Raw genomic sequence first — 16,680 nt, forward strand, 5'->3', positions numbered from 1 at the left:
TTTGAGCTGGGAAACCTTAAAGATGAAACTTCCTTTCCAGGCACGTGAGTTTTGGGCTAGCACCAATGATAAAAAATCATTAATATTAAAAACAGAGACACATTTTGAGTTGTCTCTGTTTTTTTTGCAAAACAAGTCTGAAAGACACAATTACAACAAAAACTCCCCAACCTAACTGCCCCCTAAAACGGGCACACACCAATTCGCCAGGCAGCAAAAAGAAACGCTAAACAGTGCCACGTTACACCTGGCTTCTAATCAATCATTCACCGCAATAGACTTCCATTTCCAAATTTCGAAAACCTCAAAAATAAATCTTTCCTATCCGCCATCTACATTCCCGGCAAGCACTAAACTATAAAAGAATTATCAAAGCACAGCAATAAAGCATATATTTATTATAGGAATTAAAAACAGCAATTTTATTTGAATTAATAATAAAAACGTTATATATTTGCACAAAACATATAGGAATTATAGACTTTAGATTAATGAAGATTTCAAAACGACTGGAATATGGACTCGACTTTTTGCTGGCGCTTGGATTGCGATGGCCGGACTATGGCACCGTAGCCGAAATAGCAGAACGTAACCAATCACCACACAAGTTTCTTGAAGCCGTAGCCTCAGATCTACGCAAATCAGGATTGGTGGACGTAAAAAGGGGTTCCGGTGGTGGGTATCGGCTGGCACTTGAAATAAAGGAAATCAGTTTGCTGGATGTTTTAAGTGCATTAGAACCAGAATGGCGCTCCGTAGAAAGAAGAGACAGCAATGCTTCACAAACAGAAAAGGCATTAAATCACTTCTTAGAGGAAGCGCAAAGCAAAATTCATGAAACGGCCTCACAAATTTCATTATCGCAGTTAATTGATGAGTACCGGAAAAACAATGTCATAATGTATCACATCTAAAACAATAAATCACCAATTAAAACTTCTAAAAAATGAGCAAAATAGCACAAAATGTAACCGAATTAATAGGCTCAACGCCGTTGGTAAAAATAAACAAACTGGTTGCTGCAGGGGGCGCCGAAGTTGTTGCCAAACTTGAATCCCAAAATCCGGCCGGATCAGTGAAAGATCGTCCCGCCTATGCAATGATTGTTGCAGCAGAAAAAGAAGGCAAAATTGACAAAGACACGGTAATTGTGGAACCAACCAGTGGAAACATGGGAGTTGGATTGGCTTTAGCAGCAGCTGTGCGAGGCTATCGCCTAATCTTAACCATGCCGGAGAGTATGTCAATTGAACGACGCAAATTATTAAAAAAATATGGGGCAGAACTGGTTTTGACTCCCGCTTCCGGCGGAATGAAATCAGCCATTGACAAGGCTTTGGAGCTGGCTAAAACACATCCAAAATCCTTTGTCCCCTACCAGTTTAAAAATGTAGCCAACCCAAACATCCATTACCAAACCACAGGACCGGAAATATGGCGTGACACCGACGGTAAAGTGGATGCTTTTGTAGCCGGCGTAGGAACCGGAGGCACCATTACCGGTGTGGGACGTTTCCTTAAAGAGAAAAATCCGGCTATTAAAATCATCGCCATAGAGCCATCTGCATCTCCAGTCATGTCGGGCGGACAACCCGGGCCACATAAAATACAAGGAATTGGAGCCGGCTTCATACCCGATAACCTTGATATGAAAGTCGTGGATGAAGTGATAAAAGTTGAAAATGAAGATGCCATTCACACATCCCACGAAGCTGCCAGCCGCGAAGGATTATTGGTAGGTTACTCGTCAGGTGCTGCAATATGGGGCGCCGCCGAGTTGGCAAAACGACCTGAGTATAAAGGCAAACGAATCGTTGTTCTTTTACCTGACACCGGCGAACGATATCTAAGTTCTTTTGACATTTGATTTAAATAAAAAAAGAGCAAAGGTTAAAACCCTTGCTCTTTTTTTGTTTAACTGTTTAAAAATAATTACTTCATAAAAGAAGTCAACATCCAAACCAATTTTTCCTGTTGAGAAATATAGTCGCTCATCAAAGCCAAAGTACCTTCGTCATTTGCGGCTTCAGCCAAAGGTAATACCTCTCGTTCAATTTTAATCAAAGTTGAAACATTATCAAGCGTGGCCGAAATTGTAGAAACGGCATCACTCTTATTGACCTCTGCTTTTATCGCACTGACTTTCATATAATCATCAAATGAGTGCAAAGGCGAAGCACCAAGCGTGAGGATACGTTCTGCGACCTCATCAATCTTTTCAACAGCATCACCGTACAACTCTTCAAATTTTGCATGGAGGCTAAAAAATCTATCTCCTTTGATATTCCAATGGAAGCCTCTCAAATTTTGATAATACACCTGGTAGCTAGCTAATAATACATTCAATTTAGAAGCTACAGCAGCCGACTCATTCTCTTTTAATCCTAAAATTTCAGTTATCTTTTTCATGTTTTTATAATTTATTTGTTTTTGCCACATGGAACTCGCCAGGATAATCATACTTCTGTGTGTGAATCAATACCCATGGCTCGTTTCATATCTAATTGTTTTTTGTTAGTCATGTTTTGTCATAGTATGCTAAAACAAAACCCCTGATTTATAAATTAGCGAACATACCCACTATTGACTGTTTTAATTAATTATCATACCCTAAAATTACAACAAACAAACAGTCTGGTCAAATAGATGTTTTTTATAACTCATAGTGTCTGACTATTTTAATAAATAAAAATCCCCAAAACCAATGGCTTTGGGGATTTACATATTATTAAAACAACCTGCTACATGGCGTTATGCAACTTAATCAGATTCAACGCCGAACCGGCTTTAAACCATTCAATTTGTTGTTCATTATAGGTATGAACAGTTTTAATATGATCTTTACTGCCATCAGCATGTATCAACTCAACCACCACAGGCTTTTCAGGCGCAAATGATTCCAAATCCACCAAATTGATGGTATCGTCTTCCTGAATTTTATCGTAATCAGCCTCATTAAAAAACGTCAAGGCCAGCATCCCCTGCTTTTTCAGGTTGGTTTCATGGATTCGGGCAAAGCTTTTCACCAATACTACTCTAACGCCCAGATGACGGGGTTCCATGGCGGCATGTTCCCGCGACGATCCTTCCCCATAATTGTGGTCACCCACAACAACAGAAGCAATACCGGCGGCTTTATACGCGCGCTGTACTTTAGGGACAGAATCATACTCACCCGTCAATTGATTTTTAACCTTGTCGGTAGCATCATTAAAGAAATTCACCGCACCCGTAAGCATATTATTTGATATATTATCAAGATGTCCTCGAAAGCGCAACCACGGGCCGGCCATTGAAATGTGATCGGTCGTACATTTGCCCTTAGCCTTGATGAGAAGTTTAAGACCAATGATATTTTTCCCATCCCACGGCGCAAATGGTTCAAGTAGCTGCAAACGCTCCGATGCCTTATCAACCAACACTTCAATAGCGCTACCATCAGCTGCAGGCGCCTGATAACCGGCATCCTTAACATCAAACCCTTTGGGTGGCATTTGCAGACCGGCAGGCTCATCCAATTTCACGGCTTGCCCCGACTCATTCACCAAAGTATCTGTCATAGGATTAAAAGTCAAATCGCCGGCAATAGCAAATGCCGTTACAATTTCAGGAGAAGCCACAAAAGCGTGCGTATTGGGATTTCCATCGTTACGTTTGGCAAAGTTACGGTTAAACGAAGTGATGATTGAATTCCGTCGGGCAGGATCGTTGGTATGACGTGCCCACTGACCAATACATGGGCCACAAGCATTAGCCAAAACGACCCCTCCTATTTTATCAAAATCGTTGAGAAAACCGTCACGTTCAACAGTATAACGCACCTGTTCCGATCCGGGCGTAATGGTAAATTCAGCTTTAGCCTTCAGCTTTTTATCCACCGCCTGGCGAGCCACAGAAGCCGCGCGTGAAATATCTTCATAAGAGGAATTGGTACAGGACCCAATCAGACCCACCTCCAATTTAGCAGGCCAATTATTAGCCTTCACCTCTTCAGCAAACTTTGAAAGCGGCGTAGCACGATCGGGAGTAAATGGCCCATTAATATGCGGTTCCAATTCTGACAAATTAATTTCAATAACCTGGTCAAAATACTTTTCAGGGTTGGCATACACTTCATCGTCACCGGTAAGATGATCTTTAATACCATCGGCCAGATGAGCTATCTCTTCACGATTGGTTCCGATGAGATATTCGGACATCGTTTCATCATAACCAAATGTTGAAGTTGTAGCACCAATTTCGGCGCCCATATTACAAATAGTGCCTTTACCGGTAGCAGACAAATTCCGGGCACCTTCGCCAAAATATTCAACAACGGCTCCGGTACCACCTTTAACGGTAAGTATTCCGGCCACTTTCAGTATGACATCTTTGGCGGACGTCCAACCACTTAATTTTCCAGTAAGTTTAACACCAATTAATTTAGGAAACTTCAATTCCCAAGGCATTCCGGCCATCACATCAACCGCATCGGCCCCTCCAACACCAATGGCAATCATACCAAGGCCTCCGGCATTAACGGTGTGCGAATCGGTGCCAATCATCATCCCGCCAGGGAAAGCATAATTTTCGAGCACCACCTGGTGAATGATTCCGGCACCCGGTTTCCAAAAACCGATGCCATACTTATTAGATACAGATGAAAGGAAATCAAAAACTTCCTTGCTGGTATCAAGCGCATTTTTCAAGTCAACAGAAGCACCATCACGAGCCTGAATAAGGTGATCGCAATGCACCGTTGAAGGAACGGCCACCCGGTCACGCCCGGCTTGCATAAACTGCAATAGCGCCATTTGGGCAGTGGCATCTTGCATGGCTACCCTATCGGGCGCAAAATCCACATACGATTTCCCCCGACCAAAAGGCTGATCAGGTAGTTGCCCTGAAAGGTGGGCGTAAAGAATCTTTTCAGTGAGTGTTAGTGGTCGGTTCAGCAACTTACGTGTCTGGTCCACTTTTTCTCCAAATTGGGCATACACCCTGCGAATCATGTCAATGTCGAATGCCATAAATTATAAATAATTTTTATATCAGGTTTCTATTTAGTGAATACAAAAAACTTCAGCGTTATGCTTGTCCTCAAAATGTTCTTACATATATTAACTCACAATTTTCGAACTTCGTAAGTCACGAATTGAACTCTTCAGCCAAAAGCCTGACTTCATGGACAGACACCATTTTAGATATTCAAAAATACAGAAAAAAATGCCAAATCATGATAGTAACAGTTATATTCCATCTTTTGTTTGTCCAATCAGAAAATAACATATCTATTTAAACAGACTATTGATGAATGCTGTCAACCGTCAAAGAGGCAAAAAATGAATATTTATTGCGGACTATTGATGAAATTTATTCGTCGGGCTTAAAACCTTGAACCAATATTGAATTTTATTTAATAAAATTGTATCATCAAAGTTAAATCAACACAAATCAAATAACGCTTTTATGAAACTACAAAAAAGAAATCTTTTAACCGTATTGTTGATGACTGGTTGGCTGGCTACTACCACCGGCCAAAACCCTGTGATAACAGAAAAATACACCGCCGACCCGGCTGCCCTTGTTCATAATAACAAAGTATACCTCTACGCAGGACATGATGAGGCGCCGGCCCCTGAAAACCGTTATATAATGAATGAATGGCTGATATATTCTTCGGATGATATGGTAAACTGGAAAGAAGAAGCCGCAGTACCGGTAACTTCTGTCTTCGATTGGGCACAGGGAGATGCATGGGCCTCAGAAGCCATCGAAAAAAACGGAAAATTCTATTGGTACGTAACGGTCACACATAAAACCATTCATGGAAAATCAATCGGTGTTTTAATGAGCGATTCACCCACCGGCCCCTTTAAAGATGCGAGGGGTTCAGCAATTATTACCAATGATATGACAACGAATAAAACACAAATTAGCTGGGACGATATTGACCCCACCGTGTTTATTGATAATGATGGCCAGGCATACTTATTTTGGGGAAACACGGCCTGCTATTATGCAAAATTAAAAGCGAATATGATTGAACTTGACGGAGATATTCAACAAGTTGAAGGACTCCCGATGTATACTGAAGCACCCTACATTCATAAAAAAGGAGATTGGTATTATCTTTCGTATGCTTCCCAATTTCCGGAAAAAACGGCTTATGCCATGAGCAAAAGCATCACCGGTCCGTGGGAATACAAAGGCATATTAAACGAAATTGCCGGAAACTCCAACACCAACCATCAGGCGATAATTGAGTTCAAAGGAAATGATTATTTCATATATCATAATGGGTCGATTCCCACCGCCGGTGGCAGTTTCAGACGTTCTGTGTGCGTAGACTACCTATATTATAATGAAGACGGAACAATTAAACGGATCGTAATGACTTCCGAAGGGGTCACGCCAAAGACAAAAAAAACAATAGAAATGCTATAGCTGAACCACGAAGCAATTGGGAAATTGAGCTCTGAGTTGATCTCTGTTTCCCTCAGCTTTGTGCTTTACTCTTTCGAGACCGACAATCAGTCTATTAACTATCATGCCATTAACAGTGGCCACCATAACGTAAATATCATTATCAAGGACAGCCTTAACTTCATCAGCCAAACGAATTAAATTTTCCATCTGAGAAAAACTTCCAATCTGAACGCCATACCCACTAATTGTTACAGAAGAGACGTCTATTCGATAGCAATCGTTGGTCGGTCTTTCCTTGTCTGCCCCGCTCTCATCGGCGACCTGTTGAATACGCACTTCCACAAGGCCATCTTTTACGGCATCAATTTCCAACGCGGCACTTTGTGACAAATCCAATATACGATTATCCACAAAAGGCCCCCTATCGTTAACCCTGACAACCACTGACTTTCCATTGGCAGTATTTATAACCTTCAAAAGAGTGCCGAACGGTAATGACCGATGCGCAGCCGTTAATTTTGAATGTCGATAGATTTCGCCACTGGCTGTTTGACGGCCATCAAACTTATCGGCATAATATGAGGCAATACCAGTCGCCTCATATTCATTCTGAGCCAAAACAAAAACCGAATGAAACAAAAAGACCAAAAAAAAGCAATTCCGAAACCAACTATTTTTCAGGATTAGAACTTCTCGTTTCATGAGTTTCATTTTTTAATTTTTAAATCACATGAAACTCACCAAAATTGATCATACTTCGGAATGGAAATTCCTTAATCATGGCTCGTTTCATCTTTTTAATCAACAAAATAAAGATAGCTATTATAGTAGTAACAAAAAAAAAACATTTTTTTGTTACTCTCGTTTTGAAAGAAATAATTTCACCCGAACAATTCTACTTTCCCAAATTTTACCAGTCTCAAAAATAACAGCTTATAATTTAAAGGAGTATTATCCAAATCAAAATTAATTTGGCGCCTTAAAATTTTTCTGGAAGCCAAATCAAAATTAGTTTGGCATCTTAAAATTTTTCTGAGAGCCAAATCAAAATTATTTGGCATCTTAAAATTTTTCTGAGAGCTAAATCAAAATTAATTAGCGTCCTAAAATTTTTCTGAGAGCTAAATCAAAATTATTTGGCGTCTTAAAATTTTTTAGGAAGCCAAATCAAAATTAGTTTGCGCCTTAAAATTTTTCTGACAGTCAAATCAAAATTAGTTGGCGTCCTAAAATTTTTCTGATAAAAAATCTGATTTTTTCGTACCGATAAAAATGTTAAAGTCTACCAAATCAGTTTTAATTGGGTATAACAAATCATTTTCATACCCAATCAAAAAAATTGAAGTCTCACCTGCCTTAGGCTCTCACTTTGCGGGCCTCTCTTGTCTGCCTAAGTAGCCAATACATCTAACCCAAAATACAAAGGCACAAAATAACAAAGCATTTATTAAGCAAGGGAGGCACCCTGTCATAAATCTCAGATAGACTAAAAAAGCCGCTTCTGAAACAGAAGCGGCTTTTTTTAAATTATAGATATGCCTTATGATTAAGCATGATCAACTTTATTCATATGTTGAATCAATTCAACCACTTTAGTAGAATAACCCATTTCGTTATCATACCAGCTAACAACTTTTACAAAGTTGTCATTCAAGGAAATACCAGCATCAGCGTCAAAAGTAGAAGTTCTGGTTTCGCCAACAAAATCGTTAGAAACAACAGCATCTTCGGTATATCCAAGAACGCCTTTTAATTCGCCTTCAGAAGCTTCCTTCATAGCAGCACAAACGGCAGCATAAGAAGCGGGCTTAGCCAAACGACAAGTTAAGTCAACCACAGAAACATCGGGGGTTGGAACACGGAAAGCCATACCGGTTAATTTGCCATTCAATTCAGGAATAACTTTACCAACAGCTTTAGCTGCACCAGTAGAAGAAGGAATAATGTTCTGACCAGCACCGCGACCACCTCTCCAGTCTTTCATAGAAGGACCATCAACAGTTTTTTGAGTAGCAGTAGTAGCATGAACAGTGGTCATCAAACCTTCAACAATACCAAATTTATCATTCAAAACTTTAGCAATAGGAGCCAGACAGTTGGTGGTACATGAAGCGTTAGAAACAAAATTCATGTCTTTGGTATATTTGTCGAGGTTAACACCGCAAACAAACATTGGGGTATCGTCTTTAGAAGGTGCAGACATAATTACTTTTTTGGCACCAGCAGCAACGTGACCTTGGGCTTTTTCTTTGGTTAAGAATAAACCAGTTGATTCAACCACGTATTCAGCACCCACTTCATTCCATTTCAAATCAGCAGGATTTCTTTCTGAAGTCACGCGGATAACGTTACCGTTAACAACTAATTTACCATCTTTAACTTCAACAGTACCATTGAACCGACCATGAGTAGAGTCGTATTTCAACATATAAGCCATATACTCAACGTCAATAAGGTCATTGATACCTACAACCTGAACGTTGTCGAAATTTTGAGCGGCACGAAAAACCAAACGGCCAATACGGCCGAAACCGTTGATCCCAATTTTAATTTTTGACATTTTATTTCTGTTTTAAGTGATTATTGCATAGTAAAGCCCGAAAATTCATAGGCTGTTATAATTTTTTGCGCTACAAAAATATAAAATCATAACCAAACAGTCAAACAATGCCACCTCCGATTTGAGCTTTGAAATGTGAAATGAAGTTAAAGCCTTTCTATTATAATTGACTCATTTTAAGAAATAACACAGTACCCTCGGGGAAAGGGCGGTTTTTCGGCATAAAAAAAGGAAACCTCAAGGCTTCCTGTTAAATTTTTAAATGCATCAATAGCGATCAGGCATTCACCGACACTTCAGCTTCAACCTGACCGTATGCAGGACAGGGTTGGGCTGATTTGCAGGATGAAAAAGTCAATGCTACAGTAAACAAAACCACCGCGAAAAGAACTATCTTCTTCATATCCATTTTTTTTTGTAAAAATATATTAATTCGGTAATTATCACAAAAATGAGACCGTTTTATTCCTAAAAAACAATTAACCTATCAACTTCCCGGGTAGAACAAAAAACAGCAACATCTGATAATAAGATCGTTTAACGCAACAAAAACGACAAAGTTACAGGATCAGGCATATCAAACGTCAGCAAAAAAAAGCTGTTCTTTTGCTGATACTCGCTTTCGAAATAGTCATTTACACCAGTAAAAACGCATCCTCCAGGCTTCAAGAGCCTCAAAAATGAAGCTTCCTTATCTGACTCTTAATTTTTCGAACAGGCTCTATCTAAATCTTTTCAAAATAAGAGACTAAAATTATATTAAATCGAATCAGACTATCAAGCCAACTTCTACGTTATATTTACTCTCAAATTAATTATAGAAACAAGTAAACACTCGTTTTCCGGGCTGCTCAATTATTGATTTTTAACTCTATAAACCAAAACATTGACTCTATGGGCAGGTGCAAATCTGCCCTTATCCTTCCATTTGTAATTCACAAAAGGCTATCTTCTATTAATCATTTTTTATAGCTTTACCTTTTATAATATATCAATAATGATCCAACGCGACTATATTTTGAGGATGATTGAAATGCTGGGCGAACTGGTCGCCGGCATTCTCAACTTAATAAAAAAAGGGGAACTTAAAAATGCAGAGCAAAAGATAGACCGGCTTTATTATGATCTTTTAAAGCAAGACGCAGGCTACTTCAATGACCTCAGCGAAGAAAATCTGACAGAAATTCTGCTTCAGCAACATAATTATACCAACGGACATCTGGAGATGCTTGCCGAGCTGATGTATGTTCAGGCAGAACTTTCAATGGCCCGCAAAGATTATGAAACAAGCTCCGACTGTTACAAAAAATCACTCAAGCTAACCCAGTTCATCAAAACTACAACCCGGTCATTCTCTCTCGAGAAACAAAATAGAGAATTAGAAATAAAGGATAAGCTGAAACACATTGAACAGACGAAACCTAACTAGTGTTTGTCTATAAAGTCAACTTCTGCGTTACGCTTGTCATAAAAACAGTCATTTACGAAAAGTAAACTCCTTGATTTTTATGACTTCGCAAGCCTTGAATTTGAACTTTATATTTTAAACACTTAGTTTATGGACAGACTCTAACTAAATACGACGCGCCCTAAATCGGGTAAAGCCCCATCACAGAGTACTGGTTTAAGCAGCATAAAAAGGACAAATCAATGGCACTAATTATAACACTGGCTATTACAATTATTCTACAGTTCTTTGCCGCCTCGGTAGCGGTAAAACTAACAAAAGTGACCAAATATAACCTCTCCTGGATTTTAATATCATTCGGATTTATATTTATGGCCGTTCAGCGACTGGCCGAATTTTTACCGTTTGTAACTGATTTTAAACCTCAGGATTTTCGGTTATTCTACACCTGGTTAGGAGCCATTACCAGTCTGTTTTTTGCGGTAGGCGTTTTTCTGATACAAAAAATATTCAAACACATAAAGCAGGTAGAACGCAAGACCCGAAACCAGGAAAAAGCACTTCTTAACGCTATAATACAAGCAGAAGAACGAGAACGCAGACGATTTGCCACCGAAATCCATGATGGACTGGGCCCCTTACTTTCGACCATCAAGATGTCGGTATCATCACTGGCCTCGGTCGAGACCAACCCCGAAAGCCTTCCTGTTATCCACAATACCAATTTGGTTATCAGCGAAGCCATTAAAAGCATCCAGGAAATATCCAACAATCTAAGTCCACACGTACTAACCAACTTTGGGTTAGCCAAGGCAATCCGAAATTTCATCAACAAAATAAACCAAACCAAGGCAATAAAAATTAATTTTAAAACCAACGTCATTGATGTCCGTTATCAAGCAGGTCTCGAAATTGTGGTATATCGCTCAGTTTGTGAACTGTTGAACAACTCTATTAAGCACTCCAAGGCAACCAAAATAAATATTGAGATGCAAAGCGACGGAACCCTCCTCGAAATATATTATAAAGATAATGGCATCGGATTTGACTCAAAAAAACTCTTTGTAAACGAAAAAGATCAGGGTTCTGGCTATTTTAATATGCTTAGCAGGGTAAAATCACTAAAAGGAAAATTAGATATCTCTTCAGAAAAAAATGAAGGGGTAAGTGTATATATTAAACTACCGGTAAATGGTTAATTCAGCAGAGATAAAAATTTTTTTAGTCGACGACCACAATCTTTTTATTAATGGTTTGAAGATGCTCCTGAACTCCGTTAAGGGGTTTAAGGTAGTTGGAGAAGCCAGTAACGGGCAGGAATTTTTAGACCGCTTTATACCATTAAATCCAGATATCGTTTTAATGGACATTTCGATGCCTGTGATGGGTGGAGTTGAAGCGTCGCGTCTGGCCCTTGAAATGAACCCCGACCTAAAAATTATCACACTCTCGATGTACGGCGATCAGGAATATTACACCCGTATGCTCGAAATTGGCGTAAAAGGATTTGTTTTGAAAGACAGCGACATCCAGGAAGTAAAAGCCGCCATAACCTCTGTAGCTGAAGGCGGCAACTATTTTTCTCAACAACTTTTACGAGGCCTTATTTTGGGACGTAAAGAAATTGAGACATCAGAATTGAACGACGAACAACTTTCCGAACGGGAATTGGAAGTCCTCATTGAGATATGTCAGGGACTCTCGAATAACGAAATTGCCGAAAAGCTATTCATCAGCAAGCGAACGGTAGAAAAACACAGGGCCAATGTCCTTTTCAAAACCAATTGTAAAAATACTGCAAGTTTAGTGGTGTATGCCATTCGCAATCATATTGTAGATATATAGGCTTGTTACGCATACACTCAAAATGATCATTTACACCAGTCAATTCATGTTTTTCATGCTGCGTAAGGCCTGAATTTGAAATTTGTGAACCCAACACCCTCCTTTATGGGCAGGCACCTTTTAGGCCCTTTCAACGAAAAAAAAGTTGAGCCCCTTTCTCAACTCAATCGGAAAACGTACGCCAAACAACCCATTATAACTAATAAGCAGAGACTCATTACAGCTAAGTCGAATCAAGAGCACAAATACAATCAAAAAATTAGCCCAGGCATAAATCCCGGGCTAAAAATATATTCATCAGTATGCATCAAGAATCCATTTCCGTCAAAAAAAGACTCTTTTCAGTTCTTCAATTTCAGCAGCATTCATTGGTGCAAAATCGCCCAGAGATGCGCCCATCACCAATGATTTAGCACTGAATTCGGCCACTTCGAGTCGATCAAAAGCCTGAAGTAATGAGTTCCCTGTCATTAAAACCGAATCATTTTCGATAATAACACCAGGGTTCTCTTTTGAAACCATTTTTGGAATTGTCATAACCCCTTCAAATTGGGATCCAAACTCAACATTCTCCATATCTTGCAAGAAAATCCAACTTTCAGGTATCGTACGAACATCGAGTTTTCGGTGAGTCACCCCATAGGCCATTAAATTTTCAGGTTGTGTAATTATTATGGCATTAATGGAAGGGTGCATTTCATAAATTTTTTGATGCATCCATGTAGACCGACTGGGGATTTTTGATGGTTCACATTTCCCATCTTGTATCTGAACAATATCATTCAGCTGAATATCCCATCGAATGGCATCGGTAGGTGTAATCAAAAAATCGTTCCCTTTCCATCTCACCGAAACCGTACCGTAGGTGCTCATCATTAATCCCTGATCACAGGCTCTACGAACCATATCCCGTATCAATAGCCTAATTTCTTTTTCATCGGAGGGATGCGAAACAGATTCCATCTGCGAAAAATTTACCGGAATTTTTGCTTCAAATAAGTCGAGTTGCTCTTCGGTAAGAAAATAAGGAGTTCCGACATTTTTTGCATTGATAAGCGTACGGCAAGAGAATTCCAATGTTTCAAAACGTTCATAAGCCTTTATTACATCGCTACCACCTACCACAGCGCCATGATTCTCCATAATTACAGAATCAAATCCAAGTTTAAACTGTTCAGAAATAGAGTCTCCAAGTTTAGAACTACCGGGGATGTGATACTTAGCATACCCAATAGGTCCGCAAACCCTCTTTACCTGAGGAATAACATTCGTATTTGGAATTTGACGAACAATGCTAAAAGCAACCAATGCTGGCGGATGAGCATGAACCACCGATTTAAGATCCGGACGGGCAGCATAAATTGCTTTATGAAACGGGTACTCCATCGAGGGGGTATGCGGACCAACAATTTCGCCACCGGCCTTAACACACATAATATCGGTAGGTTTAAGAGATCCTTTATCCACGCCCGAAGGCGTCACCCACATATCGCCATTACTATCCATAATGGAAATATTTCCACCCGACGTTGTCGTTAAACCCTTCTTATAAATACGATTAATAATCATAATTATTTGATCGCGGGGGTGTAACAAGTTCAAATTTCTTTCAGACATTTTTTTTATTTTAATAATTCTAAAGTGTATATAACGCCATTTACAGGAGCCATATCAAACCAGATCGGCTTTTTTCAACAGCCTATCAGCCCTGTAACCATAAACAGCAATAACAACAAAACAAATCAGCGGCAATACAAAAGAGACATTTACAGCAGGCAAAAAACCAATCTGGCCTAAATCGATAATAAAACCTTGCAATGGGGGCATTAAAGCACCGCCAACAATTGCCATAACCAGACCTGCAGCACCCAACGTGGCATCCTGTCCAACACCTCTTAAAGCAATCCCGTATATGGTCGGAAACATCAAAGACATAAACGCTGACGTGGCAACCAGACAATAAAGGCCAGTCATCCCCTCAATAAAAATAGCGCCTGAGATGGATATAATGCCTCCAAATGCAAAATAGATGAGCAGAACTCTCGCATTCACATATTTCATCAAAAGAGTACTCACAAAACGGCTAAACAAAAACAAGCCCATCGCAACAATATTAAACAGCTGTGCCGTTGCTTTGTCGATACCCAAATTGTCGGCATACTGAATAATAAAAGTCCAGCACATAATCTGAGCAGCTACATAAAACACCTGAGCAATAACCCCTTCGCGATAATTTCTGTTGGAAAACAGTCGTTTGGCGGACTGCCATGGTTCAATTTTATCAGATTGATTAGTGACCGGTATTTTAACAGCTGCGATGATAATAAACATCGCTATGACGACTAACCCAAGAATGACATAAGGATTTCGGATAATCATCAAATCATTGGTTCGTATGATGGCCTTAGTCGCTTCATCAAGAGTTGGAAAAATCAAATCACCTGCCGCATTCCTTTTGTCCGATTCAAGAGCAACCAAAACAACGCGCGAAGCGACAAACATACCCAACAACGACCCCATGGGGTTAAAAGCCTGGGCCAGATTCAACCTTCGGGTTGCCGTTTTTTCGCTACCAAGGGACAAAATAAATGGATTGGCAGTGGTTTCTAAAAAGGCAAGACCAAAAGTCAGGATGTAAAGTGATAAGAGAAAAAAAGTAAACTCTTCATACCTCGCAGCCGGATAAAACAGTAACGCGCCAACGGCGTATAAAGCGAGCCCCACCAGGATGCCTTTTTTATAAGTAAACCGCTGAACAAAAAGAGCCGCAGGAATAGCCATCGTGGCATACCCCCCATAAAATGCAAACTGAATTAATGAAGCTTTTGCATTAGAAATTTCCATAACCGTTTTAAAGGCAGCCACCATTGGATTTGTAATGTCATTTGCAAATCCCCAAAGAGCAAAAAGACTGGTTATCAAAATAAAGGGCAATAAATACTTTTTAGGGACAACTTTTTCAGATTCCATAAGTAAAAATTATTTATTTTTCGACCAGTTTTTATAGGCCTGATAAAGACTTTGGTATTTTTTTGAATTTGAAGAAGGCCTGATAATTTCAGGATTATATTCAATGTTACTTCGTGCTTCTTCAGGTGAATTAAACAACCCGCATCCGGCAAATACAAATAGTGCGGCCCCCAGGACGGTTGTTTCTTTGTGATCGATTAGCTGAACAGGAAGATTACAAACATCGGCACGAATTTGATTCCAAAGTTTATTCTTTGAACCGCCTCCAACGCAAATAATCTGATTGGCTTTAAAGTTACCGGCACTTTGCAATGCATCTAACCCATCCAACAAACGAAAAGAGAGACTTTCGAGCAATGCTCTATAAATCTGAGAACGGGAAGTATTTACTGTGAGACCACTAATAACACCCGCTTCAGACGTCTCATCTTTTTTATAAAAAAGTGGATCAATATTTAAGCCATGCATTCCGGGTTCAATTTTTTCTGCGTCGGCAATCATCGTATCATATAACTCATTGGAAGACAATTCGGGGTAAAAATTTCGTGCAAACCATTCCAACACGCCGGACCCAAGCCAGTTTTGACCAATATTAAACAATCCGGGTCTGGCATCGGCTTCGGTTGTAAGTTGGTTGATTAATTCAGTTTCGGTGGAACTAAACTGCTTGGTTCGCGCCATTAATATTTCCCAGGTGCCAGAACTAAGCACCGGTTGGTTAAGCTCAGCACCAGAGCCAAAAATAGCAAACTGAGTATCGTGACCGGCAAAATAGACAGGCGTACCTTGAGGTATTCCTGTTTCCAGGGATGCCTTTTTGTGAATTACACCGGCTTCATCACCCGGATCAGCCAAAGGTCCCCAGATACTGACTGGCAACCCTAATTTGTCGTGTATTGTAGTCGAAAAATTCCGGTGATTTAAATCAAACATCATCGAAGTTCCTCCCATAGAACTATCATTTTTAATGGCACCGGTCAATTTATTAATCAATATTGAGGTAATGAATAAAAACCGATGTGCCTTTTCAATAACGTCCGGTTTATTTTCCTTAAACCAAACCAACTTGTTGATTGTGTTAAAAGGATATGGATAAACACCGCTAATGTGATATAAATCGTTTCGGGAAATATATTTATCAATTTTATCCATCACAGGTTGTAACCTTGGGCATTGCCATGAAATAACCGGATAAATCATATTCCCATCCCGGTCAACAAAAGTCCCGTCAACACCAAACGTGGAAACTGTAACACCGGCAATTCGTAGGGTGTCAATTTCTGAAGTTACTGACAGTGCAGCCTGACATAGTTTACGCCACATCTTATCCATTTCCCAAATACGTCCTCCCGGCCAGTCAGGATCGTCGTCGGTTTCGTTTGAAAAAGATTTAGCAGCAAGAATGCATCCCGTTTTACTCATTGCTACCACCCGAACATTGGTGGCGCCGCAATCAAAAACAATTGCAACATCTTTTTGTATCATTGTA

General features: G+C 39.8%; 14 protein-coding genes. 6 read left to right on the forward strand and 8 right to left on the reverse strand.

The features are described from left to right. Positions 1–491 precede the first annotated feature (491 nt). A complete protein-coding gene (locus tag ACT3CD_RS06830; protein WP_444644184.1) occupies positions 492–914 on the forward strand; it encodes an RrF2 family transcriptional regulator in 423 nt (140 codons plus the stop codon). A 32-nt stretch (positions 915–946) separates the two neighbouring features. Continuing rightward, entirely contained in the window at positions 947–1,867 is a 921-nt protein-coding gene (gene cysK / locus ACT3CD_RS06835; RefSeq protein ID WP_444644186.1) for a cysteine synthase A, read from the forward strand. 65 nt (positions 1,868–1,932) lie between these two features. Here cysK and ACT3CD_RS06840 read toward each other — a convergent pair whose 3' ends face one another. Further along, entirely contained in the window at positions 1,933–2,409 is a 477-nt protein-coding gene (locus tag ACT3CD_RS06840) for a Dps family protein (RefSeq protein ID WP_444644188.1), read from the reverse strand. Between the two features lie 332 nt (positions 2,410–2,741). Then, on the reverse strand, positions 2,742–5,009 hold the full coding sequence (locus tag ACT3CD_RS06845; protein ID WP_444644190.1) for an aconitate hydratase: 2,268 nt from the start codon (positions 5,007–5,009) through the stop codon (positions 2,742–2,744). A gap of 439 nt (positions 5,010–5,448) precedes the next feature. On the opposite strand from ACT3CD_RS06845, the gene ACT3CD_RS06850 reads away from it, so the two are divergent. Continuing rightward, complete coding sequence (locus ACT3CD_RS06850; RefSeq protein WP_444644192.1) at positions 5,449–6,426, forward strand: glycoside hydrolase family 43 protein; 978 nt, start codon at positions 5,449–5,451, stop codon at positions 6,424–6,426. Here the strand turns inward: ACT3CD_RS06850 and ACT3CD_RS06855 are convergent. The 3 genes from ACT3CD_RS06855 to ACT3CD_RS06865 all read right to left on the reverse strand — a co-directional run bounded on the left by ACT3CD_RS06855 (position 6,421) and on the right by ACT3CD_RS06865 (position 9,371). Beyond that, positions 6,421–7,110 carry a septal ring lytic transglycosylase RlpA family protein gene (locus ACT3CD_RS06855; RefSeq protein ID WP_444644194.1) on the reverse strand — a complete coding sequence of 230 codons (690 nt, stop codon included), beginning with the start codon at positions 7,108–7,110 and terminating at the stop codon, positions 6,421–6,423. The two genes, ACT3CD_RS06850 and ACT3CD_RS06855, sit on opposite strands and share 6 nt — an antisense overlap. Positions 7,111–7,954: 844 nt before the next feature. Further along, entirely contained in the window at positions 7,955–8,968 is a 1,014-nt protein-coding gene (gap, locus tag ACT3CD_RS06860; RefSeq protein ID WP_444644196.1) for a type I glyceraldehyde-3-phosphate dehydrogenase, read from the reverse strand. A 277-nt stretch (positions 8,969–9,245) separates the two neighbouring features. Continuing rightward, positions 9,246–9,371 carry a hypothetical protein gene (locus ACT3CD_RS06865; RefSeq protein WP_444644198.1) on the reverse strand — a complete coding sequence of 42 codons (126 nt, stop codon included), beginning with the start codon at positions 9,369–9,371 and terminating at the stop codon, positions 9,246–9,248. Between the two features lie 594 nt (positions 9,372–9,965). On the opposite strand from ACT3CD_RS06865, the gene ACT3CD_RS06870 reads away from it, so the two are divergent. The 3 genes from ACT3CD_RS06870 (at position 9,966) to ACT3CD_RS06880 (ending at position 12,221) form a co-directional block, all read left to right on the forward strand. Then, positions 9,966–10,397 (forward strand): hypothetical protein, encoded by a 432-nt coding sequence (locus tag ACT3CD_RS06870; RefSeq protein ID WP_444644200.1) that lies wholly within the window; start codon positions 9,966–9,968, stop codon positions 10,395–10,397. A 221-nt stretch (positions 10,398–10,618) separates the two neighbouring features. Further along, positions 10,619–11,575: a sensor histidine kinase gene (locus ACT3CD_RS06875; RefSeq protein WP_444644201.1), complete on the forward strand. Its 957-nt coding sequence runs from the start codon at positions 10,619–10,621 to the stop codon at positions 11,573–11,575. Then, a complete protein-coding gene (locus ACT3CD_RS06880) occupies positions 11,568–12,221 on the forward strand; it encodes a response regulator (protein WP_444644203.1) in 654 nt (217 codons plus the stop codon). The genes ACT3CD_RS06875 and ACT3CD_RS06880 overlap by 8 nt, the downstream gene beginning before the upstream one ends. Before the next feature lie 324 nt (positions 12,222–12,545). Here ACT3CD_RS06880 and ACT3CD_RS06885 read toward each other — a convergent pair whose 3' ends face one another. Genes ACT3CD_RS06885 through fucK form a run of 3 tightly spaced genes read right to left on the reverse strand, consistent with a single transcriptional unit; the run spans position 12,546 to position 16,676 of the window. Beyond that, a complete protein-coding gene (locus ACT3CD_RS06885) occupies positions 12,546–13,838 on the reverse strand; it encodes a class II aldolase/adducin family protein (RefSeq protein ID WP_444644205.1) in 1,293 nt (430 codons plus the stop codon). Between the two features lie 54 nt (positions 13,839–13,892). Then, the gene (fucP, locus tag ACT3CD_RS06890; RefSeq protein WP_444644207.1) at positions 13,893–15,191 is read right to left on the reverse strand and encodes an L-fucose:H+ symporter permease; all 1,299 of its coding nucleotides are present in this window, start codon (positions 15,189–15,191) and stop codon (positions 13,893–13,895) included. Between the two features lie 9 nt (positions 15,192–15,200). Further along, a complete protein-coding gene (gene fucK, locus ACT3CD_RS06895) occupies positions 15,201–16,676 on the reverse strand; it encodes an L-fuculokinase (protein ID WP_444644208.1) in 1,476 nt (491 codons plus the stop codon). Between the last annotated feature and the right edge of the window lie 4 nt (positions 16,677–16,680).

This window comes from Geofilum sp. OHC36d9 (assembly GCF_052400685.1).
Classification (GTDB): domain Bacteria; phylum Bacteroidota; class Bacteroidia; order Bacteroidales; family Marinilabiliaceae; genus CAZHHH01.

What these genes read in the sequence shown, in the direction of transcription:
- ACT3CD_RS06830 (WP_444644184.1), top strand. Translation starts at nt 492, where the DNA reads ATGAAGATTTCAAAACGACTGGAATATGGACTCGACTTTTTGCTGGCG.
- cysK (WP_444644186.1), top strand. Translation starts at nt 947, where the DNA reads ATGAGCAAAATAGCACAAAATGTAACCGAATTAATAGGCTCAACGCCG.
- ACT3CD_RS06840 (WP_444644188.1), bottom strand. Translation starts at nt 2,409, where the DNA reads ATGAAAAAGATAACTGAAATTTTAGGATTAAAAGAGAATGAGTCGGCT.
- ACT3CD_RS06845 (WP_444644190.1), bottom strand. Translation starts at nt 5,009, where the DNA reads ATGGCATTCGACATTGACATGATTCGCAGGGTGTATGCCCAATTTGGA.
- ACT3CD_RS06850 (WP_444644192.1), top strand. Translation starts at nt 5,449, where the DNA reads ATGAAACTACAAAAAAGAAATCTTTTAACCGTATTGTTGATGACTGGT.
- ACT3CD_RS06855 (WP_444644194.1), bottom strand. Translation starts at nt 7,110, where the DNA reads ATGAAACGAGAAGTTCTAATCCTGAAAAATAGTTGGTTTCGGAATTGC.
- gap (WP_444644196.1), bottom strand. Translation starts at nt 8,968, where the DNA reads ATGTCAAAAATTAAAATTGGGATCAACGGTTTCGGCCGTATTGGCCGT.
- ACT3CD_RS06865 (WP_444644198.1), bottom strand. Translation starts at nt 9,371, where the DNA reads ATGAAGAAGATAGTTCTTTTCGCGGTGGTTTTGTTTACTGTAGCATTG.
- ACT3CD_RS06870 (WP_444644200.1), top strand. Translation starts at nt 9,966, where the DNA reads ATGATCCAACGCGACTATATTTTGAGGATGATTGAAATGCTGGGCGAA.
- ACT3CD_RS06875 (WP_444644201.1), top strand. Translation starts at nt 10,619, where the DNA reads ATGGCACTAATTATAACACTGGCTATTACAATTATTCTACAGTTCTTT.
- ACT3CD_RS06880 (WP_444644203.1), top strand. Translation starts at nt 11,568, where the DNA reads ATGGTTAATTCAGCAGAGATAAAAATTTTTTTAGTCGACGACCACAAT.
- ACT3CD_RS06885 (WP_444644205.1), bottom strand. Translation starts at nt 13,838, where the DNA reads ATGTCTGAAAGAAATTTGAACTTGTTACACCCCCGCGATCAAATAATT.
- fucP (WP_444644207.1), bottom strand. Translation starts at nt 15,191, where the DNA reads ATGGAATCTGAAAAAGTTGTCCCTAAAAAGTATTTATTGCCCTTTATT.
- fucK (WP_444644208.1), bottom strand. Translation starts at nt 16,676, where the DNA reads ATGATACAAAAAGATGTTGCAATTGTTTTTGATTGCGGCGCCACCAAT.